Source organism: Sulfurimonas sp. (genome assembly GCF_014859695.1).
Taxonomy (GTDB): domain Bacteria; phylum Campylobacterota; class Campylobacteria; order Campylobacterales; family Sulfurimonadaceae; genus Sulfurimonas.
In genome coordinates, this window is record NZ_JACUTS010000010.1 from 1 (window position 1) to 24674 (window position 24674).

General features: G+C 40.0%; 22 protein-coding genes. 14 read left to right on the plus strand and 8 right to left on the minus strand.

The annotated features are described in order from the left end of the window. The first annotated feature begins 38 nt into the window (after positions 1-38). The 6 genes from IBX42_RS03435 (at position 39) to metE (ending at position 7237) form a co-directional block, all read left to right on the plus strand. Positions 39-1337 carry an EAL domain-containing protein gene (locus IBX42_RS03435; protein ID WP_294928838.1) on the plus strand — a complete coding sequence of 433 codons (1299 nt, stop codon included), beginning with the start codon at positions 39-41 and terminating at the stop codon, positions 1335-1337. A 100-nt stretch (positions 1338-1437) separates the two neighbouring features. Then, positions 1438-1833: a PA2779 family protein gene (locus IBX42_RS03440; protein WP_294928840.1), complete on the plus strand. Its 396-nt coding sequence runs from the start codon at positions 1438-1440 to the stop codon at positions 1831-1833. Between the two features lies 1 nt (position 1834). Beyond that, positions 1835-2782 carry a PA2778 family cysteine peptidase gene (locus tag IBX42_RS03445; protein WP_294928842.1) on the plus strand — a complete coding sequence of 316 codons (948 nt, stop codon included), beginning with the start codon at positions 1835-1837 and terminating at the stop codon, positions 2780-2782. Positions 2783-2866: 84 nt separating this feature from the next. After that, positions 2867-4654 carry a protein-disulfide reductase DsbD gene (gene dsbD / locus IBX42_RS03450; protein WP_294928843.1) on the plus strand — a complete coding sequence of 596 codons (1788 nt, stop codon included), beginning with the start codon at positions 2867-2869 and terminating at the stop codon, positions 4652-4654. A gap of 40 nt (positions 4655-4694) precedes the next feature. After that, complete coding sequence (locus tag IBX42_RS03455) at positions 4695-4895, plus strand: hypothetical protein (RefSeq protein WP_294928846.1); 201 nt, start codon at positions 4695-4697, stop codon at positions 4893-4895. Between the two features lie 62 nt (positions 4896-4957). Then, positions 4958-7237: a 5-methyltetrahydropteroyltriglutamate--homocysteine S-methyltransferase gene (gene metE, locus IBX42_RS03460; RefSeq protein WP_294928849.1), complete on the plus strand. Its 2280-nt coding sequence runs from the start codon at positions 4958-4960 to the stop codon at positions 7235-7237. A gap of 118 nt (positions 7238-7355) precedes the next feature. On the opposite strand, the gene IBX42_RS03465 is transcribed toward metE, so the two are convergent. From IBX42_RS03465 to IBX42_RS03490, 6 genes are all read right to left on the minus strand, one after another. Continuing rightward, a complete protein-coding gene (locus IBX42_RS03465) occupies positions 7356-8105 on the minus strand; it encodes an acyl-ACP--UDP-N- acetylglucosamine O-acyltransferase (RefSeq protein ID WP_294928852.1) in 750 nt (249 codons plus the stop codon). Then, positions 8105-9013, minus strand: coding sequence for a Gfo/Idh/MocA family oxidoreductase (locus IBX42_RS03470; protein WP_294928854.1), 909 nt, complete (start codon positions 9011-9013; stop codon positions 8105-8107). The genes IBX42_RS03465 and IBX42_RS03470 overlap by 1 nt, the downstream gene beginning before the upstream one ends. Positions 9014-9016: 3 nt before the next feature. Next, positions 9017-10108, minus strand: a complete 1092-nt coding sequence (locus IBX42_RS03475) for a DegT/DnrJ/EryC1/StrS family aminotransferase (protein ID WP_294928858.1) — start codon at positions 10106-10108, stop codon at positions 9017-9019. Continuing rightward, entirely contained in the window at positions 10098-11153 is a 1056-nt protein-coding gene (gene lpxB / locus IBX42_RS03480) for a lipid-A-disaccharide synthase (RefSeq protein WP_294928861.1), read from the minus strand. Before lpxB ends, IBX42_RS03475 begins: the two co-directional genes overlap by 11 nt. Further along, the gene (locus IBX42_RS03485; protein ID WP_294928863.1) at positions 11150-11509 is read right to left on the minus strand and encodes a c-type cytochrome; all 360 of its coding nucleotides are present in this window, start codon (positions 11507-11509) and stop codon (positions 11150-11152) included. The genes lpxB and IBX42_RS03485 overlap by 4 nt, the downstream gene beginning before the upstream one ends. Positions 11510-11673: 164 nt before the next feature. Next, positions 11674-13881, minus strand: a complete 2208-nt coding sequence (locus tag IBX42_RS03490; protein WP_294928865.1) for an ATP-binding protein — start codon at positions 13879-13881, stop codon at positions 11674-11676. Between the two features lie 132 nt (positions 13882-14013). Between IBX42_RS03490 and IBX42_RS03495 the strand changes: the two genes are divergently transcribed. From IBX42_RS03495 to IBX42_RS03515, 5 genes are all read left to right on the plus strand, one after another. Further along, positions 14014-15207, plus strand: coding sequence for an amidohydrolase family protein (locus IBX42_RS03495; protein WP_294928868.1), 1194 nt, complete (start codon positions 14014-14016; stop codon positions 15205-15207). 64 nt (positions 15208-15271) lie between these two features. Then, a complete protein-coding gene (locus tag IBX42_RS03500) occupies positions 15272-15580 on the plus strand; it encodes a hypothetical protein (RefSeq protein WP_294928871.1) in 309 nt (102 codons plus the stop codon). Between the two features lie 54 nt (positions 15581-15634). Then, on the plus strand, positions 15635-16408 hold the full coding sequence (locus tag IBX42_RS03505; protein ID WP_294928874.1) for a HupE/UreJ family protein: 774 nt from the start codon (positions 15635-15637) through the stop codon (positions 16406-16408). 13 nt (positions 16409-16421) lie between these two features. Next, positions 16422-16778, plus strand: coding sequence for a DUF6488 family protein (locus tag IBX42_RS03510; protein WP_294928877.1), 357 nt, complete (start codon positions 16422-16424; stop codon positions 16776-16778). A 93-nt stretch (positions 16779-16871) separates the two neighbouring features. Next, positions 16872-17108 (plus strand): DUF465 domain-containing protein, encoded by a 237-nt coding sequence (locus IBX42_RS03515; RefSeq protein ID WP_294928880.1) that lies wholly within the window; start codon positions 16872-16874, stop codon positions 17106-17108. Between the two features lie 36 nt (positions 17109-17144). Here the strand turns inward: IBX42_RS03515 and tgt are convergent, their stop codons facing one another. Next, positions 17145-18266: a tRNA guanosine(34) transglycosylase Tgt gene (gene tgt / locus IBX42_RS03520; RefSeq protein ID WP_294928883.1), complete on the minus strand. Its 1122-nt coding sequence runs from the start codon at positions 18264-18266 to the stop codon at positions 17145-17147. A gap of 101 nt (positions 18267-18367) precedes the next feature. On the opposite strand from tgt, the gene efp reads away from it, so the two are divergent. The 3 genes from efp to dnaE all read left to right on the plus strand — a co-directional run bounded on the left by efp (position 18368) and on the right by dnaE (position 23037). Then, positions 18368-18934 (plus strand): elongation factor P, encoded by a 567-nt coding sequence (efp, locus tag IBX42_RS03525; RefSeq protein ID WP_294928886.1) that lies wholly within the window; start codon positions 18368-18370, stop codon positions 18932-18934. A gap of 27 nt (positions 18935-18961) precedes the next feature. Further along, positions 18962-19360 carry a hypothetical protein gene (locus IBX42_RS03530; protein WP_294928889.1) on the plus strand — a complete coding sequence of 133 codons (399 nt, stop codon included), beginning with the start codon at positions 18962-18964 and terminating at the stop codon, positions 19358-19360. Between the two features lie 68 nt (positions 19361-19428). Beyond that, the gene (gene dnaE / locus IBX42_RS03535; RefSeq protein WP_294928893.1) at positions 19429-23037 is read left to right on the plus strand and encodes a DNA polymerase III subunit alpha; all 3609 of its coding nucleotides are present in this window, start codon (positions 19429-19431) and stop codon (positions 23035-23037) included. A 97-nt stretch (positions 23038-23134) separates the two neighbouring features. Here the strand turns inward: dnaE and IBX42_RS03540 are convergent, their stop codons facing one another. After that, positions 23135-24580, minus strand: a complete 1446-nt coding sequence (locus IBX42_RS03540) for an ice-binding family protein (protein WP_294928896.1) — start codon at positions 24578-24580, stop codon at positions 23135-23137. Positions 24581-24674 lie beyond the last annotated feature (94 nt).

The window sequence follows — 24674 nt, forward strand, 5'->3', positions numbered from 1 at the left end:
TAACCAAATCACTTATTCAGAATTGCAGAAATTAAAAGGTGCGTAAGGTCAGTGATTCATTAACCGGACTTGCCAATAGAGTTCTGTTTAATGAGAGGCTTCAGCAGACAATCGAAAAAGCAAAACAGCAAAAAAGCTCGTTTGCACTGTTATTTGTAGACTTAGACAGGTTTAAGCAGATAAACGACTCATTGGGTCATGCTATTGGAGACAAAGTTCTTCAAATTATCTCAAAAAGACTCCAAAGAGTTGTGCGCACGGAAGATACAATTTCGCGTTTAGGCGGAGATGAGTTTACTATATTGGCTCAAGATTTAGATAAGGGAGAAAATGCCTCTCTCATTGCAGAAAAAATAATCTCTTCAATATCTAAAGCTATTTATATTGACAACCATACTCTCTACTTAACTTCGAGCATAGGAATCAGTATATTTCCTGATGACGGCGCCGAGGCAGACCATCTTCTAAAAAATGCTGATGCTGCAATGTTTAGAGCCAAAGAAGAGGGGAAGAATAACTTTCAATACTACTCTGTTGATATGACTCAGCTTGCGTTTGAGCGAGTCGTTATGGAAGCAAGCCTTAGAAAAGCGCTCTCCAATGATGAGTTTGTCGTCTATTTTCAGCCTCAAGTGGATGGAAAGACGGACAAAATTATCGGGATGGAGGCGTTGGTTAGATGGGAGCATCCCGATGTGGGAATGATTTTTCCGGATAAATTTATACCGCTTGCGCAAGAGACGGGGCTTATTTTGGCTATTGATCAAAAGGTAATGAAAGCTGCTATGACTCAAATAGCAAAGTGGTACAAGATGGGGCTAAATCCGGGAGTTTTAGCTCTAAATCTATCCATGAAGCAGTTGAACCAGGGTGATTGTATAGAGAACTTAGAGCAACTTATGAGCGATAGCAAATGTAAAGCTGAGTGGCTTGAACTCGAAGTTACGGAGGGTGAAATTATGAAAAACCCGCAAAGCGCAATAGAGATTTTAAACAAAATAAGCCAAATGGGAATTGAGCTCGCGGTTGATGATTTTGGAACAGGATATTCATCTCTGTCATATCTTAAACGACTCCCGATTGACAAACTAAAGATTGACAAATCTTTTGTGGACGGGCTTCCTGATAATGAAGAGGATGTCGGTATTGCAAGAGCCATTATAGCTCTTGCGCAGAGCCTCAAACTTGAGGTAATTGCAGAGGGTGTAGAGACTAAAGAACAGAGAGATTTTTTAATACAAAACGGTTGTACTAATATCCAAGGCTACTACTACTCAAAACCTCTGCCCGCAGGTAAAATGCAAGAGATGCTAAAAAAAGATTTAGCGATTTTATAAACAAACCGTAGCTTCGTTTAATGTTAATGGAATTATAATATACGCTACATCTAAAAATTGTCGTCTGTTTTTTTTGTAAAAATTGTTCAAAAGGTATTACATGAAGATTTCAAAACTAATTTTATCGTTTATTCTAAGCACAACACTGTTTGCTCAGGTTTCGTTTGCCCAAATAGCTTCTACTGAGGCACTCGGCTATGGGTCGTCTGACACACTCTCATCCAAAGAGAAGCTTGCGGGTATTTTATCTCGTGAAGATGTTGCAAAAAAGTTTGAAGAGCTTGGGGTTGATGTAAAAATTGTAGAGGCAAGAGTTGCTTCAATGACTGATGAAGAGGCTTCAATAGTTGCAAATCAAATTGATACATTGCCGGCAGGTGCGGATGTTGGTATGTCAATAGTAGGTGCAATTGTTTTTGTATTTATAGTTTTACTTATTACGGATATTCTTGGATTAACAAAAGTTTTTAACTTTACTAAACCTATAACTAACTAATGTGAAGATAAACTTCGCCCTTCTTCTTGCGCTTGCCTCGTTGATTTTTTCAACAGGCTGTGCGCGCAATACTCCTTTTCCAAAAGATGCCAATGTCTCTTCATACAGTATAGATGTTCCTTTTGTAGCTCCACGCTCAGAGCTTTGCGGCTCAACATCCCTAGAGATGCTCTCCTCTTACTGGCAATCTAAGGGCTCATATACTCCAAAGCTTTCACTTAAAGAGCTGGATGAAAGAACGCTTATCCCGCTAAAGGGCGGTACTCTTCAGATAGAACTAATTGCTGCGGCAAGAGCTAATGGTCTTCTTGTCTATCCGCTGGAGCCTAACTTTGACGCACTTTTTATGGAACTAAAAGCAAATCATCCCGTAATTGTGCTTGTAAACCGCGGTCTCTCATGGTATGAGCTTTGGCACTATGCGCCGGTTAGTGGATATGACGCAAAGACACAGACTATTTTGATGCACTTTTCAGAGGAGCCAAACGAGGCAGTTCCTATTGAGACATTTGCGGCCATTTGGAAGAGAAGCGGTAATTGGGGAGTTGTTCTTCTTCCTCCTGATGAGCTTCCTTCTTCAGCATCGCCAAAAAAATATCTGCAATCTGCGTATGATTTGGAAAAAATTGGAATGGTTGATGAGGCAATAGTCGCTTATAAAAGCGCACTAAGTCGCTGGCCTCAGGATATTCCTATGCTCTTCGCTCTGGGAAATGTCTATTACAGCACTAATCAGATTAGCAGCGCCGAAGAGAGATACAGAGAGATACTGCTCATTGACAAAACTCATCCGCTCGCACTAAACAATTTAGCCGACCTGTTATGTCATACCGACAGGGCAGAGGAGGCTCTTAGAGTGATTGATACGGCCGAAACTACCGATACTAAAATACTCTCCATCATAAATGCCACACGCCAAGAGATTATCAAAGGGTGTACACTTCATTAAAAAACAGAAATATGCCTGCTTTGATTGATGATTTGCATTAACTTGTTATAATTTTGCCACATTATAAAATCGGAAAAATATATTATGAAAAAACTTCTTTTACTTCTTATCTCATCAATTTTGCTTTTAGGTGCGCAGCCTAAATTTTTAATGCCGGAGGAGGCTTTTAAACCCTCGGCAAAATTAAACGATAAGATGGAGATAGAGGCGAGCATAGAGATTGCAAAAGATATATATCTTTATGAAGATGCTCTGAAATTTGAGATAAAAAATCAAAACGGTATCCGCATAAAAGATGTAAAAAAGCCAAAAAGTGTAGAGCATCATGGCGACATGGTCTACTTGGAATCTCCGATATTTATCATAAGTTTGGAAAAAGAGGCGGAAGTTAGCGGTTTAGTAAGCGTAGAGTTTGAACTCTCCTATCAGGGATGCTCGGAGCAGGGGCTTTGCTATGAGCCATATACAGAGGCTTTTACCTTTGATATAGATAGTGCAAAACTTCCCGATGTTTCGAGTAAAGAGGAGAGTGGAGCGGATGAAAAAGGGCAAGAGAAGATTGAAGTAAATATCGAAGTGAAAAAAGAGCTCTCGGAGAGTGATTCTATTGCAGATACGATTAAAGAGGGGAGTATTGCTATTGTTCTTCTTTCGTTTTTAGGTTTTGGGCTTCTTCTTGCACTCACTCCATGCACCTTTCCGATGATTCCAATTATCTCAGGAATTATCATCTCTCAAGGCGAGGGAATAACGACAAAAAGAGCGTTTATGCTCTCTCTTGTTTACGTTCTTGCCATGGCGGTTGCTTACACAATCGCCGGAGTTTTAGCGGGTCTGTTTGGCTCAAACCTGCAAGCCGCTCTTCAAGCGCCTTGGGCGATATATACATTTTCTGCAATTTTTGTCGCACTCGCATTTAGCATGTTTGGGTTCTACGAGCTTAAACTTCCGGACTCTTTTGTTGCCAAGATTAGCTCAAATCACCACACAAACCGCGGCGGTTATATCGGCGTTGCGGTTATGGGATTTCTATCGGCTCTGATTGTGGGTCCATGTGTTGCGGCTCCACTTGCCGGCGCTTTGGTCTATATAGGACAGACGGGAGATGCGCTTCTAGGCGGTGCGGCACTTTTTGCCATGAGCATAGGAATGGGTGCGCCGCTAATTTTAGTTGGTGTGAGCGCTGGTAAGTTTATGCCTAAACCGGGTACATGGATGACAATGATCAGTGCAATATTCGGCGTAATGATGCTTGGCGTTGCTATTTGGATGCTTGAGAGAGTGCTTGATGAGTATCTTATAATGCTTCTGTACTCTATTTTGGGAATCGGTTTTGCAGTCTATTTCGGCGCGTTTGAGAAGGATGCGCATACATTTAGAAAAAGTACAGCAATCATTATTTTTATCTACTCGGTAGCTCTTTTTATAGGAGTTCTGGGCGGCTCAAACAGCATGACAAAACCGCTGGAGTTTTTAAAGCCTTCTATCTCAATCTCCTCTGATGCCGCTTTATCTTCGCACTTAAAGTTTGAAAAAATAACCTCAATCAGAGAGCTTGATAAGATTTTAGAAGCAAACAGAGGCAAAAAAATTATGCTTGATTTTAGTGCAGAGTGGTGTGCGGTGTGTAAAGAGCTTGATAAAAAGACATTCTCAGATGAAGCAGTAAAAGCAAAAATGAAAGAGTTTGTACTAATTCAAGCAGATATTACACAAAATAATCAAGAGCAAAAAGAGTTAAGTAAAAAGTATGGAGTGTTCGGTCCGCCTGTACTTATATTTTTCGATACAGAGCTAAATGTGATAGGGTCAAAAACTATTGTAGGTTTTATAGGACCGAAAGATTTTTTAGAGCATTTAAGCACTATTTAAAAAAAAGTGTACAATGCCGAATAAATTAAGAGGGAGGAAGATGTTGAAACTTTTTAGCGATACTTATGAGATAGCAAAATCAAGACTATTACACCTCCTCTTTTTGAAGCCATGTCACTGCAATCTTTTTTTTAAACGCAAGATACGGCTTGTTCTTCTGTTGAACCATTTTATCCCTAGATGCCCTTACTATACAACCTACTTTGCATTTAGACGCACAGGCGTACATCCTCCACTTTAATATCCTTTTTTACAAAATCATTACAAAAAATACAAAATGAAAAAAAATACAAGGATATTTACATGTCAAAAAATTATATAGTAGGATTCCCTAGAATAGGGGAACAAAGGGAATTAAAAAGAGTTTTAGAGGAGTTTTGGGCAAAAAAATGCTCATTTGATGATGTTCTAAAAGTAGCACTTGAGCTAAAAAAAAGACACTGGGAGTATCAAAGGGATGCGGGAATTGAGTTTATAAGTTCAAATGATTTTTCACTCTATGACAATATGCTTGACACCTCTGTCATGTTAGGTGCAATTCCAAAAAGATTTAAAGAACTAAAAGATGAGGAGTTGTACTTTGCAATGGCAAGAGGCGATGCTTCAAGCGTGGCTATGGAGATGACAAAGTGGTTTAACACAAACTACCACTACATAGTTCCAGAACTAAGTTTGGAGGACAACTACTCACTTAATGCTTCAAAAATTATAGAGGAGTATAAAGAAGCAAAAAAACTGGGCATAAAAACAAAGATAAATATCATCGGACCAATTACATATCTGGGGCTTAGCAAAAGAGTCGACCGTGGCGATGTTTATGAACTTTGGAGCAAAATAGTGCCTATTTATGAAGAGCTTTTAAAAGCCATAAGCACTCTTGATGATGAAGTAATTGTGCAGATAGATGAGCCGATTTTTGTAAAAGAGTTGGATACAAAAGTTCTCAGTCTTATAAAACCGACTTATGACACTCTTGCAAGTGTTACATCAAATATAAAAATTGCAGTCGTTACATATTTTGAACACTCAAACGAAGCGACAAAAGTGCTTGTGAATACGCCAATCTGGGCATTGGGGCTTGACTTTTTACATGGAGAAGAAAATCTTAATTCGCTTGATATTATCGCCCCTAGCGGTAAAAAACTTTTAGCGGGAGTAGTTGACGGCAGAAATATATGGAGATGTGATATCGTAAAAACGCTAACACTTTTAGAAAATATATCAAAAGTAGTGAAAAAAGAGAATATCTTGATAAGTTCGTCATGCTCGCTTCTTCACACTCCTTTTACTCTTAAGCATGAAGAGAAGATGAGTCATGATATAAAAGAGTGGTTAAGTTTTGCGCTTGAAAAGTTGGATGAAATCTCGCTTCTCTCAAAACTCTTTTTTGACGGCAAAGGCAGTTTGGATGAGAGAGAAAAAGAGGCGCTGCAAAAGAACATAAAAGCAAACCAAAGCAGAAAAAATTCGCCTCTTATCCATGATAGAACTGTACAAGAGAGGATAAAGAAGCATACTAAACTCCAAAGAGAGGGCGATACAAAAGAGAGACTAAAACTTCAAAGAGAGATTTTAGGTTATAAAGATTTGATAACGACAACTATAGGCTCGTTTCCGCAAACTCCGGAGTTGCGAAAGGCAAGAAGCGATTTCAAAGCCGCTCATATCTCAAAAGAGAGTTATGAAAAAGAGATAAAAAAGTACATAGACGAGTGCGTGGCATTTCAAGAGGAGTGCGGTTTGGAGATTTTAGTCCATGGCGAACCTGAGAGAAACGATATGGTTGAGTATTTCGGTGAGCAGCTTAGCGGGTATGGATTCAGCCAAAACGGATGGGTGCAGAGTTACGGAAGCAGATGTGTAAAACCGCCATTTATCTACGGAGACATAAGCAGACCAAAACCAATGACGGTTGATTGGATAACTTATGCGCAAAGCAGAACAAGCCGCATCATGAAAGGGATGTTAACGGGACCCGTGACTATACTTAACTGGTCATTTGTAAGAGACGATATGCCAAGAGGAGATGTTTCAAAGCAGATAGCCGTGGCATTAAGTGATGAGATAGACGACTTGCAAAATGCCAGCATAAAAATCATACAGGTCGATGAAGCGGCATTTAAAGAGGGTTACCCACTAAGAAGTACGAAGATAAAAGCGTATGAAGCGTGGGCAGTGAGAGACTTTAAAATCGCTGTGAGCAGTGCAAAAAAAGAGACACAAATCCACACGCACATGTGCTATAGCGAGTTTAATGACATCATAAACACCATTGAGGATATGGACGCAGATGTTATCTCCATAGAGACGGCAAGAAGCGGCAATGAACTACTGAAAATCTTTAAAAAAGTGGGCTATACAAAAGAGGTAGGACCGGGAGTTTATGACATACATAGCCCAAGAATCCCCAGTGTAGAGGAGATTGTAAAACAGATAGAGCTTCTGCTTGAGGTGCTGCCAAAAGAGCAACTTTGGATAAACCCCGATTGTGGGCTAAAAACAAGAAAATGGGAGGAGGTAAAACCCTCACTTAAAAACATGGTTGAAGCAGTAAAAATAGTAAGAACAAAACTACAAAGTTAGCAAAAATATAGCATGCGCTTTTGCATGCTATGTGTGATTGAGCTTGTTATAACCGGTGAGATAGTGAATTGCGTATATGATGAAAAAAATGAGGAGTTGTTTTGAAACAATCCCTTTGCTAAAGATTGCTTGAAGCGACAAAAGAGGCTAGCCTTTTGATAAGCTCGTTTGGGTTTGTGTCTGCTATCTCTTGCGCTAAGATTTTGTCTGCACCGTCGCCTAGAATCTTTTTGAAGACCGCTTTTATCTCTTCTATGTCGCCTTTGTTCTCTAACCTTCTTCTAAGACCGATTACGTTTAGTCCTTTTATGGTCGCCTTGTTGCCCTCAACCAGCATAAACGGTGGAATATCCGAAGTTACTACAGATGCGCCGCCTATCATAACTCCCGTTCCTATGGTGTTGTTTGCTTCAACCGTGCTAAGACCGCCGATGATGACATTCTCCTCGCACTTGACATTCTCATAAAGCCTGACCGCATTTGTTATGATACAGAAATCGCCTAACTCTACACCGCCGAGAATTTGAACGTACCCCATAAGAAAGTTGTTGGCACCGATGATGATTTTTTTGTTTTCGCCATTTTGGCTCTCTTGTGCGCCGATTTGAGTAAACTCTCTTATATGCGTTTTCTCGCCTATAACTATCTCTGAATCTTCGCGCCCCATAACAGCAAAGCTAAATATTTTTACATTTAGTTCAACTCTAAGGGAGCCTTTTAGTATGACATTTGACTCTAGTGTACATCCTGCTTTTAGCTCTACATCTCTGCCTATAAAGCAAAAGGGACCTATTTTAACATCTGGAGCTATTTTCGCACCCTTTTCTATGACAACCGAGGGGTGGATATTTGCTTTTTTTTCTGCCATTATTTGCTCGCGATCTCTAGAGTGATTATGCTGTCGTGTACGGTTGCCAGTGAACCGCTATCGCCCGTTTGCAAGTAGTTTATAAATGCCTCGAGTTCATCATGCAGTGCGTTGCTTCTGTTTACAAAGCAGTTTTTAGTTATGTGTGAAGAAGGATTTATGTTGATGCGCTCCGTGAGAGTTTGAGAGATAAGATCTGCTTCAAAATATTTTATCTTGCTCTGCTCATCTACTCTACATGCTAGAGAGATAGTTCTTTTTCTGTAAGGAGTAAGCCAGTTTGTAGAGATATCGCCGATAATCTGACCCTCTAGCTCAAATGCGAGTATGGCATTGTCTTCATGCGTCTTATGAATCTTTTGAGACTTAAAAACCGCACTTTTTATAATATCTCTTTTTGTTATAAAGCGTATCAAATCGCTGTCATGAACCGAGAGGTCTGTGAGTATCCCCACATCGGCTATACGCTCCGGAAAAGAGCCGCTGCGCGTGATTGAGATGGATAAAATCTCATGCTCTTTTATCTCGTTGATAAGAGATTTTACGACCGGATTGTATCTCTCAATATGTCCAACACAGCTCTTGATTGCGTTTGCCTCTACGGACGCAAGTATCTCTTTTGCATCTTTTACACTTGAAGCGGCAGGTTTTTCTATAAATATATCTATTTTGCGCGCGGCACACTTAAGAGCGGCATCTTTATGCAGGAAAGTAGGCGTTACGATAATAACTGCTTCAGGTCTAACTTCATCAAGCATAGTCTCCAAATCGTAAAAAAAAGGCTCCGCGAACTCGCCGTTTTTTACAATATCACAGAGTCCGACAATCTCTACTCCATCTATCTTTTTGAGCGTGTTGTAGTGGTTTTTGCCCATTGCGCCAAGCCCGAGAATTGCGATTTTTTTCAATTTTCAGTCCTTAATTGCGTGAACTACAAAATCTTGTTCCGCTTCGCTTAGAAACGCACTCATCGGAAGTGACATTATCTCTTTCGAGACAAGCTCGCTTATAGGAAAATCACCCTCGCCGTAGCCTAAATCTTTAAATGCCTCTTGCATATGAAGCGGAACTGGATAGTGAACGGCGGTTGGAACGCCTGCGGCGGATAGTTTTGCAATCATCTCTTCTCTATCTTTTACTCTTATTGAGTATTGCGCATATACGCTTGTGCCGCCATCTGCTATTTTTGGCGTGATAACGTCTGCATCTTCAAGCAAATCGCTGTATCTTGAGCCAATTTCTTCTCTGAGTCTAACTTCTTCGTCAAAATGCTTTAGTTTAACATCTAAAATAGCCGCTTGAACGGCGTCAAGGCGACCGTTTATACCGATGTATTTGTGCTTGTATCTCTCGTTTTGACCGTGATTTAAAAGCATTCTCATCTTTGCTGCAAGTTCATCGTCATTTGTGAAAATTGCTCCGCCGTCACCGTAAGCGCCTAGCGGTTTTGAAGGGAAGAAGCTTGTACATCCTATGGTTGAGAGATTACATGATTTTTTGCCGTTATATGTTGCGCCGAAACTCTGACATGCATCTTCAATAACGGGAATCTCATATTTTGCGGCTATCTCGTTGATTGCGTCCATGTCTGCGCACTGTCCGTAAAGTGAGACGGGCATAATCGCTTTTGTTCTTTCAGTTATATGTGACTCTATTTTTGCAGGGTCTATGTTGTAGCTCTGCTCGTCTATGTCGACAAAGACACTTTTTGCACCCAAAAGGGCAATAACTTCAGCCGTGGATATAAAGGTAAAAGGAGTGGTGATTACTTCATCGCCGGCTCCCACGCCAAGCGCCATAAGCGCTAACAAAAGAGCATCCGTTCCGCTGCTGCACCCTATGGCATGTTTTGCACCCGTATATGCCGCAAGATTTCTCTCTAGTGAGTTTAACTTCTCTCCGCCTATAAATTGCGCTGAAGCAAAAACCTCTAAAACCTCTTTGTCAATCTCTTGTTTATACTCTTGGTACTGCGCTTGTAAATCTATAAAATTAATTTTCATCTCTGTCCTCTATTATTGTTGCTACTCTTTTTGAACTGCCATGTTTTAGGTACGCTCTTAGTGCTTTTGAGTCGCTTAAAAACCTGCTTCTGTCATATTCGCGATATGCTTGAATCAGGTTTTTGGCAGTTACATCTTCTTGTATAAACTCCGGATGCAGTGCCCTGTTTTTAAACTTGTTGTACATTATATTTGCCAATCCTATATACTCCAGTTTTACAAGTCTGCTTGCAATAAAGTAATCAAGGGGTTTTGCAATATATGTCAACACAAAAGGTATCCCGATGAGCGATGCCTCCAAGGTTGCCGTACCGCTGCAAATAAATGCAAAGTCCGCTTCAAGAAGTGTTTTGTGCGCATCGTGAGCCGTTTTAAAACCTGAAAGGCTACCATAAACTTCTTTTATATCTTCTTTAGAGAAGTGTTTTGGCACAATAATCGTTGCTTGCACTTCAAGCTCTTTTTGAACTTCTCTAAAGATGGGCATAAGTTTGCTTATCTCGCCTTTTCGGCTTCCGGGCATAAAGACGATGTTTTTTACTTCGTTGTTTAAACTCTTTTTAAACTCCGTTATCTGATCCAAAAGGGGATGCCCGACATACTCGATAGGCGCATCTTTGGAGTAGTACTCCTTTTCAAAAGGGAGTATGGAGGCGAGATGGTCTATCGTCTTTTCTAAGACAGGGATTCGTTTTTTCTTCCATGCCCAAGCCTGCGGCAAAATATAGTAGATAATCTCTTTGTCTGGGTACTTTTTTCTGATTTTTTTGGCAAGCGGGAGATTGAATCCTGAGGAGTCAATCAGCAGAACTTTATCGGCGTCATGTGCGAGTTTCAACATATCGTTGTTTAGTTTTAAAAAAAAGCGCAACTTCTTGATGGCATCTACAAAGCCCATGATTGCTAAACTTCTCAAATCAATGATGCTCTCTCCTAACTCTTTATCAAATATGCCGATAAACTCTGTCGTCTCGTTTAACTCTTTTTTGAGAGATTTGAGGTGAACGTTTGCCGAGTGTTCAAGTGCGCTAACTAATATCTTCATGATCCGCCGTCTCCATGTGTTTTATAACTGTCATCATATCTCTCTTTGTTTGTTTCTTCTACATACTCATACATGTAGGTTGTTAAATTTTGTATATCCTCATCGCTAAGACCCACTGCAAAAGGTATCATCATCTCTTGCTGCTGATTGTCGGAGAGTTTTGAGCGAAATCTTTTTAATTTGTACGACATGTATCCTTTTGCGCGATTTGCAAGATAGGGATACTCATGAAGACCCTCTAGTTTCATCCCATGACAGCTGTAACAGCCATTTTTGATATAGAGTTTTTTTCCACTCTCGTAAGCACTCTGGGCACTTAGAAGAAGTGCAATTAAAGATAAAAAGACTATTTTCAACACTCTCTCCCTTTTGAGTTAATATTTGATGTTACGCACTAAAACGAACGCGTCCATTTTAGTGGCAGGGACAAATGTCCCTACAACCCCCTAAAGCTACGAAAAAGTATCTTTTTCGAGAATTACAAGGTGTTCTACAAACTTTTTTACAAAAGTGCGTAAGGTCAGTTAATATATTTGCGTAAAGTCTCATAAAGTTTTTCCAAATCTATTGGTTTAATAAGATGTTCGTTCATTCCTGCGGCTTTTGTCTTCTTTACCTCTTCACTCATTGCATTTGCACTCAGTGCAATGATTGGAACGTCGCTGTCCATGTCCCTAATGATTTTAGTTGCTTCGTATCCGTCCATAACAGGCATCTGTAAGTCCATAAAGATAAGTTCATACTTACCTTTTTCAAACATTTCAACTGCCTCTTTGCCGTTTTTTGCAATATCTATATCTTCAACGAACTCTTCAAGAAGTCCAGAGAGAACAAGTTGGTTCGTTATGTTGTCCTCAACGATAAGTACTCTTTTTGCATCTATGAACTCCTTGCTAAACTCTATTGTTTTTCTCTCTTTTTTCTCTTTTACGGATTCTGTCTCTTGGAGTTTTATTTCAAAAATAAAAGAGCTTCCGACTTTCTCTTTGCTCTCAACCCAAATCGTACCGCCCATTAGCTCTACAAGCTGTTTTGAGATTGCAAGACCAAGACCTGTTCCTCCATATTTTCTCGTAGTGCTGCTATCTGCTTGCGAAAAAAGTTTAAATAGCTTTTTTTGTTCGGTTTGACTTAAACCGATGCCTGTGTCTTTGATTTCAAATTTAATTTTTGAATCATCTGTTTTTGTAATGATTATATATATATTTCCATTTTTATCGGTAAATTTAATGGCATTGCTTAAAAGATTGGTTAGCACCTGAGAAATTCTTAGGCTGTCCCCATAAAAATAATCTTTTAGACTCTCTTCGTATTTTAGGTTAATTTTTATATTTTTATCTTCAACTATATATTTCATAGACTCTACAACGTAGCTAACGGTTTTTTTAAGATTAAACTCTATATTTTCTATCTTCATCTTCCCAGCTTCAATCTTTGAGAAATCCAAAATGTCGTTTATTATGCCTAGAAGCGATTTTGCAGAGTCATCTATCTTAAGAAGATAGTTTTTCTGCTTCTCGTCGAGGTTAGTCTTTAGAAGCAGGTGGCTTATCCCTATGATACCGTTCATTGGAGTTCTTATCTCATGCGACATATTGGCTAAAAACTGTGACTTTGCCTTGGTCGCGTTTTGTGCTATCGTCTTCTTCTCCTCTAGCTCTTTTGTTCGCTCTTTGACTATGTTTTCAAGGTTTATACGCTGTTTTATATTGAAGTAGGCGACTGTAAGCAAAATCATAAATCCAAAAAATGCCATGGCATTTACCATTAAATATTCGTTTGTCATATCGTGAAGATATTTGCTTTTTGTGTATGAGACAAGATACGCCATTGTCTTGTGATTTTCAATATTTTTAATAGGCAAAAAAGATATGATGTATGAGTCGTTTAAGTGATGCGCGTAGAGAGAAAATGAGTTATCTATATTTATGTTTTTTGCTATCTCATCTTTTAGGTTTTGATTTAGGAGGATGTTTGTGGGAAAACTTCTTTTTCTCTTTGCGTTGGTGTTTAAAGAGAGAAAATCTTCATGCTCCAGACTTTGCATATAGTTTGAGTTAAAATCATCGTAGTACTCTACGGTACTGAAAATCTCTTTTTTGACTATAAAATTGGTATGCGTGCTATGAAGGTCGAGCATGGCATCTTGCATACTCTGAGGAGAGAAAGAGATTTCGGCAACTCCCAAATAGAGACTGTTATAAAAAAGAGGAAAAACATTTCTAAAAGCGTGTGTACCTTTTCCTCCTTCAAAGCCGCCTATAGGCTCTTTTGTCTTGTTTGTATGTACAATGGAGTAGCGTACCAAGGAGAGGTCATCGCCGTAGATATCCCTTTTATGCACTCTTAAAAATGAACTGTTGTCTTCAAAAGCAAAATTAACAATGTTTACGCCTATCTCTTTTAGGTTGTTAAAGTGCGGAAGCAGCTCAAAGTAGAGCATTGAACGAAACATGTCCCGCTCATCTTCATCTTTTGTGTTTTTGGCATTGTAAAACAGCTCTAAAATTCTATTGCTGTTAAAAACCTCTTGATTTATGATTTTAGAGATAACACTGTATCTATCGGTTGTGACTTTGTAGCTGTGAGCCAGATTATCAACCTCTTGATTTAAGAGAAGTTCAAGGCGTCTATCTTTATCGTTTGTAGTAACTATATAGACTGAAGAGTAGAGGGATACAAAGAGAACGATGATGAAAAATTTAATTGAACCTAAAGAGAATCCCAACTAGCCTGCCTTCTTTTTTCAAATATTCGTGTCGATTAGTATAACCTAAATTGATTAAAAGGTTATGAAATTAATCTTATTTATAAGGCAGAATCGACTACAATTTCCTCACTAGATTAAAGGTTGAGTAAGATGGTAGTAAAAAATGCGATACTTTGCGATATACACGGTGAGAGAGTAACAGACCTCCGCATAGAAGACGGTGTGGTAACGGAGATAGCAGAGGGACTCTCATGTAGCGAGACTCTGGATGCAAGCGGTTTTTACTTTATGCCTCTTTTGGTAGATACAAACGTAAGGGTACAAGACTCCTCTTTAAATGCAAAAAACATAAAAGCACTCTCGGATGAGGCGCTTCAAGCAGGAGTAGGGCATGTAGTGCTAAATCCCGACTCCGCTCCCGCAATAGACAACGAGATAGTTTTGGAGTTTGCACAAAACGGGTTGCATGAGCTTGGGGGTGCAAAAGTTGACTTGATGTTAAATACGCTAAAAGAGGATAACACTCTTAGTAATATTGCCATTTTGTTAAAGCGCGGAGCCGTTGCGCCATACATGAGCACCATCGCTAAAAATGATGTTGCCATTAAGATTGCACAGTATTGCCAGATGTACGGGGTTACGCTCTTTTGTAAAGCAGAGGACAACTCTCTTATATCTAGCGGCGTAATGCTAGAGGGTGATGTCAGCTCCAGGTTTGGGCTTGCAGGCATACCTGACTTGAGCGAAGTTCTGCATGTCTCGCGTATGATAGAGATAGCAAGACACTTTAAAATCAAAATACTTTTTAAGTCAATTGCTTCGCCTCGTTCAATCTACCTTATAAACAAAGCAAAGCAGGATGGCGTAGATGTCACATGCGAGGTCTCCATCCATCATCTCAGCAACTCCGATGAGGCATGTAAAAACTTCAACACCACGGCAAAGCTAAATCCACCGTTATCTTCAAAAGATGATTTAAAACTGCTGCAAGATGCTCTCAAAGCGGGGCAGATAGACATTCTAACTACTCTGCATCAGCCAAGCTCTCCCCTAAACAAAGAGGTTGCTTTTTATGATGCTGCTTATGGGTGTGAAGGGCTTAAAAATGCCATGAGTGTTTACTACACAAAACTTGTAAAGAGCGGCATTATATCTATGCAGGAACTTGTAAGGCTCTGCGTGAAAAATCCATCAAAGGCGATAGGAGAGAGTGCAGGGGAGATAAAGGTTGGCAAGAGAGCAAATGCGATGTTGTTTAATCCACAAAGTGTCTCTGTCATGGAGGACAAACTCTCTTTGTATTGCGGCGAAGAACTGTATGGCGAAGTAAAAGCTACATTCTAGCTTCTCTTTGCGTATGTTAACATCGGGCTGATATAATTAAAAATTAAACAAAAAATGGAGAGCGATGAAGCGACAAATAATTATCATTTTAATTACTCTTTCTATCTTCGGTGCTAACCTGTTCGCAACAGCTAATGTTTTTATAAAAGGCGATTCTCATAACAATTCTTGTTCTCTCCATAAGCACCAACATACTCATAACAGCTTAGAGCACACGCACGGGCATAACCATAAAGTAAATTCTATTGATTTCTATATATCCGAGAGCATTCAGATAGAACCACTCTTTTATATAAAAGAAGATAATTTTTACTTTACTGAGCAATACAACTACTCTATATCCAAAGAACTGTTTCGTCCTCCCATCGTCTAGCCTTCTCTAAACTATCATCACTTTAAATACTTACAATTTTTCAAAAGGAGATCTATGAAAACACTTTTAATTTTAAGTGCATTGCTTCTGCTGAGTACCATGGCTTTTGCGCACGGTATTTCAGCTGCAGACAAACATGCAATGCTTGATGGGGGAAACCTTAAATATATTTGGCTTGGCGCTACCCATATGCTTAGCGGGTATGATCACCTGCTATTTTTGTTTGGTGTGGTATTTTTTTTAAACACACTAAAAGATATTGTTAAATTCGTCTCCGTATTTACATTGGGACACAGTATCACGTTGATTCTGGCAACTTTTGTGGGAGTTAACGCTAACTACTATTTGATCGACGCCGTAATAGCAATCAGCGTTATCTATAAAGCATTTGACAACAACAAAGGCTTCCAAAATTACCTGCATGTAAAGTCTCCAAACCTCTTATGGGTTGTATTCCTATTTGGGCTTATCCACGGTTTTGGACTCTCAACGCGTCTGCAACAGCTTCCTCTTGGAGAAGAGAGCCTAGATATGTTGTTGAGAATTGTTTCATTCAATATCGGTGTTGAATTTGGACAAATCATTGCCCTCATACCAATGCTTTTCATTCTAATGCTTTGGCGCAAAAAAGAGTCATTTATGCAGCACAGCAAGGTTGCCAACCATCTTCTTATATTTGCAGGTTTCATGCTGTTGCTTATGCAGCTACATGGCTATTTGCATACCACAAACGAAGAGGAGTTCGGCTTTAACAAAGACGCTCACACGCATATTCATCTTGATATGAAGGCAGAAGAGTCAAAACAATATACGCACGGTTCATTATAAGAAGGAGAACAAAGTGAAAAAAATTATTACAAAGGTTGCAGTTGCAGCTATTTTAGCATTCGGAGTAAATCCGCTTTATGCAGGTGCAGGACATGACCATGGTCATAGTCACTCTCAGGAAAAGATTAGTGAGGCAAAAGCAAAAGAGATTGCTATAAGAGCAGTTAAAAACTATACACTTAATGGAAAGCTTGATAAGAGCTGGGAGAATGTCCCTATTGACACCATTAAAAAGCAAACTTATCAATCAGCGCCTGAATGGGCAGTTACTTTTAAAAACCAAAAAGAGTCAAATATGGAGCGACAGAAGCTCTATGTTTTTGTAAATCAATACGGTGAAATGACCGGTGCCAATTTTACAGGTCAGTAGCTAATGTGTCAGCCACCTATTCGGCTGACACTAATTTTGAAAAGATTTTTAACTGACAATGTGGTAGAATTCCAAAAAAATTAAGGAAACAAAATGCTACATGAATACAGAGATATTATTACACACATGAAAGAGACAGGCGCTGAGAATGCCCACTTTTTAAGAATTTTCAACAAGCATAATGAGCTTGACGACAAGATTGTTAAAGCTGAAAAGAGTGAAGTTATATTAACCGACAAAGAGCTAGAGACTCTTAAAAAAGAGAAGCTGCTGTTGAAAGATGAGGCGTATGCTATTCTTATGAAATATAAAAATGAGCACAACCTCTAAGACTGCCAGGGCTTTTTAAGCCTTGCAGTGACGCTTTTACTGACCTCTTTTTGCGTAAAACTCCGTTTTAAATTCACTAAATCTATCCGCCAAAATAGCCTCTCGTGCCTCTCTCATAAGGTTGAGGTAGTAGTGAAGATTATGAATAGTTCCAAGTCTGAAGTATGTTATCTCACGAGCACGGAAGAGATGGTTGAGGTAAGCTCTGCTATATCTTTTGCATGTAAGACACTCGCACTCTGGATCAAGCGCTAAAGTATCCTCTTTGTACGCCGCACCTTTAATGTTCAGCCTTCCAAATGAGGTAAAAAGCGTTCCGTTTCTTGCATTTCTAGTTGGCATGACGCAGTCGAACATGTCGATGCCGCGCTCAATGTTTTCTATGAGGTCTTCGGGAGTTCCAACGCCCATAAGGTACCTTGGTTTGTCTTTGGGCATATACTGCACGGTGTGTTCAACCGTATCGTACATATCCTGATTTGCCTCGCCGACGCTAAGCCCTCCTATGGCAAAACCGTCAAAATCCATCTCGCAAAGTTCAGTCGCACTCTTAGTTCTAAATGCGTTGTCCGTTCCTCCTTGGATAATGGCAAAGATATTTTGCTCCAAGCCTACACCCTCTTTTTGCTTTTCTCTGAAGTACTCAACGGACTCTTTTGCCCATGCAGTCGTTCTCTCAATGCTAAGAGCGATGCGCTCCTGAGTTGCGGGAAGTGCCACCAAATCATCCAAAATCATCATAATGTCAGAACCTAGATTGTGCTGAATGTCTATAACTTTTTTGGGCGTAAAAAAGTGTTTGCTTCCGTCTATATGGCTTCTAAACTCTATACCGTTTTGCGAAGCTTTGGAGATGTCGCTAAGACTAAACGCCTGAAAACCTCCGCTGTCCGTTAAAAAGCTTTTAGGGTAGGTCGTAAAGCCGTGAAGCTTGCCCATCTTAGCAACCGTCTCATCTCCGGGACGAAGATACATGTGGTAGGTATTTGCCAAAATAATCTCTGCACCCAGCAGCTCTAACACATCTTGCATGTCAAGAGATTTTACGCTTCCAACGGTTCCAACGGGCATAAAAACAGGTGTTTTAATGGTTGAGTGAGCAGTTTTAATCGTGCATGCGCGGGCGTTTTTTGAGGTGGCTTCTAAAGTAAATTCCATAGATTGTAAGTTCCTAAAGCGTAGAGATTTTTCGACATTATAACAAAAGAAATTAAGTCCACTTAGGATAAAATCACTTAAAAATTTTTCAAGGTGTTTTAATGGCAACTGTAAGTATGAGTGATATTAAAAAAGGTGTTCGTCTCATTATTGGCGAAGTTCCATATAGAGTGGTAGAGTTTCAACATGTTAAGCCGGGTAAAGGTGCAGCGTTTGTGCGCATGAAGGTTAAGAGTTTTTTAAATTCCAAGGTTGTCGATAAAACTGTTCATGCTGGCGATAAGTTTGAAATTCCTGAGATAACGTACAAAACTATGCAGTATCTTTATGATGATGGCGAGCAGTATCAGTTTATGGATAATGAAACTTACGAGCAGTTGGGTCTTAGCTATGAGCAGTGCGATGACGCGTCAAAGTGGTTTAAAGACGGTATAAACGTCGATATTATCTTCTATAAAAATAAAGCTATCTCTGTGACTGCTCCTGAAGTAATGGAGCTTGTTATTACCGATACACCGCCAAACTTCAAGGGCGACACTTCAAGCGGAAGTAAAAAACCTGCTACGCTAGAAACCGGTGCTATTGTTCAGGTTCCTTACCATGTTTTAGAGGGTGATACAATCAGAGTAAATACCGTAGAGTGCGAATACTTAGAAAAAGTTAAATAGTCCTTGTAGACAATTCAAAGGAGAATCATGCATATCAAAAAAAAGAGTATTTTGGGTGCAAAGATATCTTATTTATTGGTTGGCTTTCTCTTTTTATCTCCTCTTTTGTTAGATGCGGCATCTACGTTTAAGGGGCAGTTGGTCTATTTGAAAGAGTGCAGAGTATGTCACTTAAGCAGTAGAATTTTTGTTGAGAAACACAGCTCTCTTGAGTGGGAAAAAATACTTGATGCCAATGGAGTAGAGCTCTCAGATATTCATCTAAAAACGGAAGAAAAATATGTAAACTCTAAAGAGAGAATCCGCAAAAGTTCGCATAAATATTTTAAGAGTCAAGAGTATGGCAAAAAATATAATGAATTAAAAAATTTTATCGTAGAAACAGCGAAAAAAAATGAAGTCCGAGATGCAAACAACAGAGAGTAAAAAAGTTTTATAACTAAAAATTAAGTCAAATTTACTATAATAAATTTAAAAATTATAGGCAAATTTATATGAGCGCACAACCATTTACCCACTTACATCTTCATACCGAATACTCACTTCTAGACGGTGCAAATAAACTTACAAATTTAGTATCGCAGGTTAAAAAGCTTGGCATGACATCCGTTGCTATGACGGACCACGGCAATATGTTCGGCGCTATTGATTTTTACCAGCAGATGAGAGGTGCGGGGATAAAGCCCATCATCGGGATGGAGGGTTACATTCATAACGGTGAGACGCTTGATGACAAGAGCACAAAACAGCGTTTTCACATCTGTCTTTTTGCAAAAGATCAAAAGGGTTATGAAAACCTTATGTATCTCTCATCAAAAGCCTTTATAGACGGCTTTTACTACTTCCCGCGTATAAACAAACAAGAGCTTCGTGAACATAGTGAGGGGTTGGTCTGTACAAGTGCATGCCTTCAAGGCGAAGTAAACTGGCATCTAAATACGGCAAACGAGAAAAATTTAAAAAACGGTGCTTTAGGGTATGAGGGCGCAAAAGCTGTAGCGCTGGAGTATAAAGAGATTTTTGGAGATGATTTTTACCTTGAACTTATGCGCCACGGCATAGGCGATCAGCTCTTCATCGACGAGCAGGTGCTCAGGCTCTCAAAAGAGCTCGATATAAAAGTGGTGGCTACAAATGACACTCACTACACATTCCCCGGCGATGCGCAGTACCATGAGGCGTTTATGTGTATCGGGATGAATAAACTCTACGATGACCCAAACCGAATGCGCCACTCTGTACATGAGTTTTACCTGAAATCTCCCCAGCAGATGGCAAGACTTTTTGCAGATATACCCGAGGCAATAACGCATACGCAAGAGATTGTGGATAAGTGTAACCTAGAGCTAAAACTAGGCGACCCGATTCCTCCTAACTTTAAATTTACTAAAGAGTACTCGAAAAACGACGGACTGGAGATAGATTATGAAGATGACGCTCCTTTAGCCGAAGATGCCACAAAAGATGAAAAACGAGCATGGAAGAGCGCGGCTGATAAAAATGATGGGGAGTATTTTATATATCGCTGTGAACTCGGACTTATAGAGCGACTAAAACATGTGCCGCAGGAGAAACATGAGGAGTATAGAGACAGGCTGAAATTTGAGATGAACGTAATCAACTCCATGAAGTTTCCTGGCTACATGCTAATCGTTTGGGATTTTGTTAAAGTTGCCAAAGAGATGGGGATCGCTGTGGGACCTGGACGGGGAAGTGCGGCTGGAAGTCTTGTTGCTTATTCGCTTAAGATTACCGACATTGACCCTATGAAGTATGACCTTCTTTTTGAGAGATTTTTGAATCCTGAGCGTGTGAGTATGCCCGATATTGATATGGACTTTATGCAGGCTCGCCGCGGAGAAGTAATTGATTATGTTGTTCAAAAGTACGGACGAAATCAGGTTGCGCAGATTATTACTTTCGGCTCACTTCTGGCAAAAGGGGTTATCCGCGATGTTGCGCGCGTTCTTGACATGCCGCTATCTCAAGCCGACAAAATGGCGAAACTTGTTCCCGATGAGCTTGGAATCACGCTCAACGGAAAGAGCAAAAATGGAGAGTTTATAGCGGGAGCTTTTCAAAAAGAGCCAAAGTTAAAAGAGCTTATAGATGGCGATGCAAATGCCGCAAGAGTTTGGGAGTTTGCAAAAAAACTTGAAGGCTTAAAGCGTAACTCTGGCATACATGCCGCTGGCGTGGTTATTTCAAATGAGGAGCTTTGGAAAAAAACACCTATCTATAAGCCCTCAGGCGAGGATGTTTTTGTCACACAATACTCTCTTAACTACCTTGAGGACGTTGACCTGATTAAGTTCGACTTCTTGGGTCTGAAAACACTTGATGTAATCGACAATGCGATAAAGCTTATAAAATTCCGCTATAACAAAGAGGTCATCTGGCATGAGATAGATGAAAACGACCCGAAAGTTTACGACGTGATTCGCGGCGGAAATACGGTGGGAATGTTCCAGATAGAGAGTTCCGGTATGCAGGATTTGAACAAGCGTCTAAAACCTGACAGCTTTGAAGATCTTATTGCGGTTTTGGCGCTCTACCGTCCGGGACCGATGGAGTCTGGAATGCTTGAGAGTTTTATTGAGAGAAAGCATGGACGCGAGAAGATAGAGTACACTTTTGATAGTATGGAACCTATACTTAAAAACACTTACGGAGTCATCGTTTATCAAGAGCAGGTTATGCAGATAGTTCAAACAGTCGGCGGTTTTTCTCTAGGCTACTCAGACATTATCCGTCGTTCTATGGGTAAGAAAAAAGATATGTCCGTCTATAACGACGAGTTTGCAAGAGGTGCGCAAAAACAGGGTCTAGACTACGCGGAAGCTTCTAAACTCTTTGACCTAATCGAGAAATTTGCGGGATATGGTTTTAACAAATCGCACTCTGCGGCTTATGCAATGATAACCTTTCAAACCGCATGGCTAAAGACATATTATCCAAACGAGTTTATGGCGGCACTTCTAACTTCCGATAAGGACAACACCGACAAAGTCGTGCGCTATATTGATGAGACAAAGAGAATGGGCATTGAGCTCTCTCCTCCTGACATCTGTGATTCACAGCTGGAGTTTTCCGCTATCACAAAGGATGAAAGAGAGATTGTACTTTTTGGTCTTGGTGCCATCAAGGGGGTCGGAGAAGCGGCAGTTTTATCGATACTTGAAACTAGAAAAGAGAGCGGTAATTTTACATCGCTTCAAGATTTCGTAAACAAAATCGAGCCTTCAAAGGTCAACAAAAGAGTCGTAGAGTCTATTATAAAAGCGGGCGGTTTTGACAGGTTCGGCTTTTCAAGAAAGGCACTGCTTGAGCAGATTGAGAAGATTGTAGATACCGCAAAAGATGCTTCAATGGCAAGAAAAAATGCCATCGGAAGCCTATTTGGAGACGATAGTGAGATAACAAGTGTTGAGCTAAAACTTACAAATTCGCCCGAGTACGAGCTTAAAGAGATTTTAGAGTTTGAGAAGGAGACCTTGGGCTTTTACGTCTCAGGACATCCGCTTGATGAGTACAGAGAAAAGATAGATGAGCTTGAGTATACGCTCTCCTCTGAGGTTGAGGGGGTAAAAGATGGCTCATACGCTATTTTCATAGGAAAAGTCGAAGAGATAACCAAAAAAACATCCAAAAAAGGAAACCAGTTCGGCATAGTAAGCCTTATGGATTTTCACGGAAATATAGAGGTGATGCTATTTTCTGACAAGGTTGAACAACTCCAAGAAATGAACCTAAACGAGCCAATAGCCATAAAAGCAAAAATTACCCACACCGATATGTTTACAAGAATAGGCGTAAGTAAACTTATGACGCTAAAAGAGGCGAAAAAAGAGACTCAGAAGACGAAAAAAGAGGTACGTGAGATGCCGCAAGAGCCTATAAATCTAGCCATAAGACTAGACAGTGACATGAGAGTTCTGGAAGATTTATACACACTTGTACGTCAAAACCCGGGAAACAGAGAGCTAAAAATTACCATAATCTCAAAACTTCAAAACGTCATAATAGACTCGGCTATAAGAGTGGACAGCAAACTAATAGCTGCGTTAGAGGGCAATGAGTTTGTTGATATTTTAAGCGTCTGAGAGATTGAAATGCCGCTGAATCTTAGGAAATAAGAGGTGGAAGAACTCTGAGGGAAAGCCCTCGAGAGTTAATCTTTTTTAGAGTGTGTAGTTTTGATTAAGGTTGTGTAACAGCGTTAGCATCTAGCGTAACTGCTGTTTGCGATAGGAGTCTACCGTTAGTTTTTGCTCCGGTAGTTAAAGAAATCTTCTTTGCTACTAATGCTATACCTTTAAACTCTGCTGTTGTTCCAAGAGAGACACCTGCACCGCCTGCAACTTGCCAGAAGATATTTTTCGCCAATGCGCCGCCTGTAAGAGTTATCTTAACACCATTAGCCACAATAAGGTCTCCTGATATCTGGAAAATCCAAACATCAGTCGCACCACCGGAAATAAATACTTCACTATTTATTAAAACATTTGTTCCCCATTTGTATAGACCTGGAACTAGTGCCTTACCACCTAAGGCACCGCCATGTAGTTCTGTAAAATCAGGCAGCGTGCGTCCGGCTGCATCAGTATATGCAATTTCCATATCGCTGACCGCCGCCGTCATTTTAGCCGGTGTTGGAGTGGCCATATCGGCTGCGTAGATTTTTCCTGTTACTATAGATGATGTAGCATATGTGCCATCAGGAGAAAGAGGCATAGGATCAAATCCGGTTATATAAGTTAGAGCGGCTGGGCTAACGCCTATATCGCCTGTAATCGCCGTAGTACCGGTGGTTGATATTCCAGTCTTGGAAAGGATTGCAAAACTTCCAGCTGTACCGAGATTAACCGGTGCCAGGACTTTTTCTGTAGTATCTCCTGTTGTAAAACTCCATGTTTTAGCTGCTAAAGGATTGCCTGCTAAGTCTGTTACCCCGGCAGTGATATTTGCATCATAAGTACTGTTCGCATCAAGATCTACAGCAGGATCAAAAATCATTGTATTGCTTTCATAACTCATAACACCCGTAACTGCTGCACCGCCATTTTTGGTTAAAGTAAAAGTATCTACATTTACCGTAGAAGGGTCAAGCGGTTCACTAAAGAGAGCACTTACACTTCTGTTCATCGGCACGCCTATTTCATTATCATCAGGGTCTGTTGATAGAACTGTTGGTGGAGTGTTATCTGAGTCTGTTCCTGTTGTAAAACTCCAGACATAGTCAGCTGCTAAAGCATTACCTTCTGAGTCTGTAACTCCGGTAGTGATTGTTGCATTATATTCAGTGCTTGCAGTAAGATCTGCATCAGGATTAAAAATCATCGCATTGTTAGCATAGCTCACATTACCATCAACTGCGGTAGCACCACTTTTTAGCGTAAAAGTAGTTTTACTTACGGTAGTCTGATTAAGTTCTTTGTTAAAGAGAGCGGCAATGTTTGTGTTAAGGGTTACGTTATCGTCGCCATTAAGAGGAGCTGTAGATAGAACTACAGGGGTAGCAGAGACTTCCGTTGTTTCTGTTATTGTAGTACCGCCACCGCCGCCGCCACATCCAGCTATGAAAACTGTTAGCATGAAGAGTATAGATAGTAGTAGATGATTTGAGTACTGTTTTAATGTTTGCATTTATTTATCCTTTTTTGTTTGTAAAAACAATTTAGTTATGATTGATATTAATGTATCGTCTCGCAAACAGATACAAATTCTATAAGCATGTAAA

Bases quoted from the DNA above. Each gene is read 5' to 3' on its own strand.
- IBX42_RS03455 (WP_294928846.1), top strand. From the start codon at position 4,695: ATGTTGAAACTTTTTAGCGATACTTATGAGATAGCAAAATCAAGACTA.
- IBX42_RS03440 (WP_294928840.1), top strand. From the start codon at position 1,438: ATGAAGATTTCAAAACTAATTTTATCGTTTATTCTAAGCACAACACTG.
- IBX42_RS03500 (WP_294928871.1), top strand. From the start codon at position 15,272: ATGAAGCGACAAATAATTATCATTTTAATTACTCTTTCTATCTTCGGT.
- tgt (WP_294928883.1), bottom strand. From the start codon at position 18,266: ATGGAATTTACTTTAGAAGCCACCTCAAAAAACGCCCGCGCATGCACG.
- IBX42_RS03465 (WP_294928852.1), bottom strand. From the start codon at position 8,105: ATGGCAGAAAAAAAAGCAAATATCCACCCCTCGGTTGTCATAGAAAAG.
- IBX42_RS03530 (WP_294928889.1), top strand. From the start codon at position 18,962: ATGCATATCAAAAAAAAGAGTATTTTGGGTGCAAAGATATCTTATTTA.
- IBX42_RS03475 (WP_294928858.1), bottom strand. From the start codon at position 10,108: ATGAAAATTAATTTTATAGATTTACAAGCGCAGTACCAAGAGTATAAA.
- dsbD (WP_294928843.1), top strand. From the start codon at position 2,867: ATGAAAAAACTTCTTTTACTTCTTATCTCATCAATTTTGCTTTTAGGT.
- IBX42_RS03505 (WP_294928874.1), top strand. From the start codon at position 15,635: ATGAAAACACTTTTAATTTTAAGTGCATTGCTTCTGCTGAGTACCATG.
- dnaE (WP_294928893.1), top strand. From the start codon at position 19,429: ATGAGCGCACAACCATTTACCCACTTACATCTTCATACCGAATACTCA.
- efp (WP_294928886.1), top strand. From the start codon at position 18,368: ATGGCAACTGTAAGTATGAGTGATATTAAAAAAGGTGTTCGTCTCATT.
- lpxB (WP_294928861.1), bottom strand. From the start codon at position 11,153: ATGAAGATATTAGTTAGCGCACTTGAACACTCGGCAAACGTTCACCTC.
- IBX42_RS03495 (WP_294928868.1), top strand. From the start codon at position 14,014: ATGGTAGTAAAAAATGCGATACTTTGCGATATACACGGTGAGAGAGTA.
- IBX42_RS03540 (WP_294928896.1), bottom strand. From the start codon at position 24,580: ATGCAAACATTAAAACAGTACTCAAATCATCTACTACTATCTATACTC.
- metE (WP_294928849.1), top strand. From the start codon at position 4,958: ATGTCAAAAAATTATATAGTAGGATTCCCTAGAATAGGGGAACAAAGG.
- IBX42_RS03515 (WP_294928880.1), top strand. From the start codon at position 16,872: ATGCTACATGAATACAGAGATATTATTACACACATGAAAGAGACAGGC.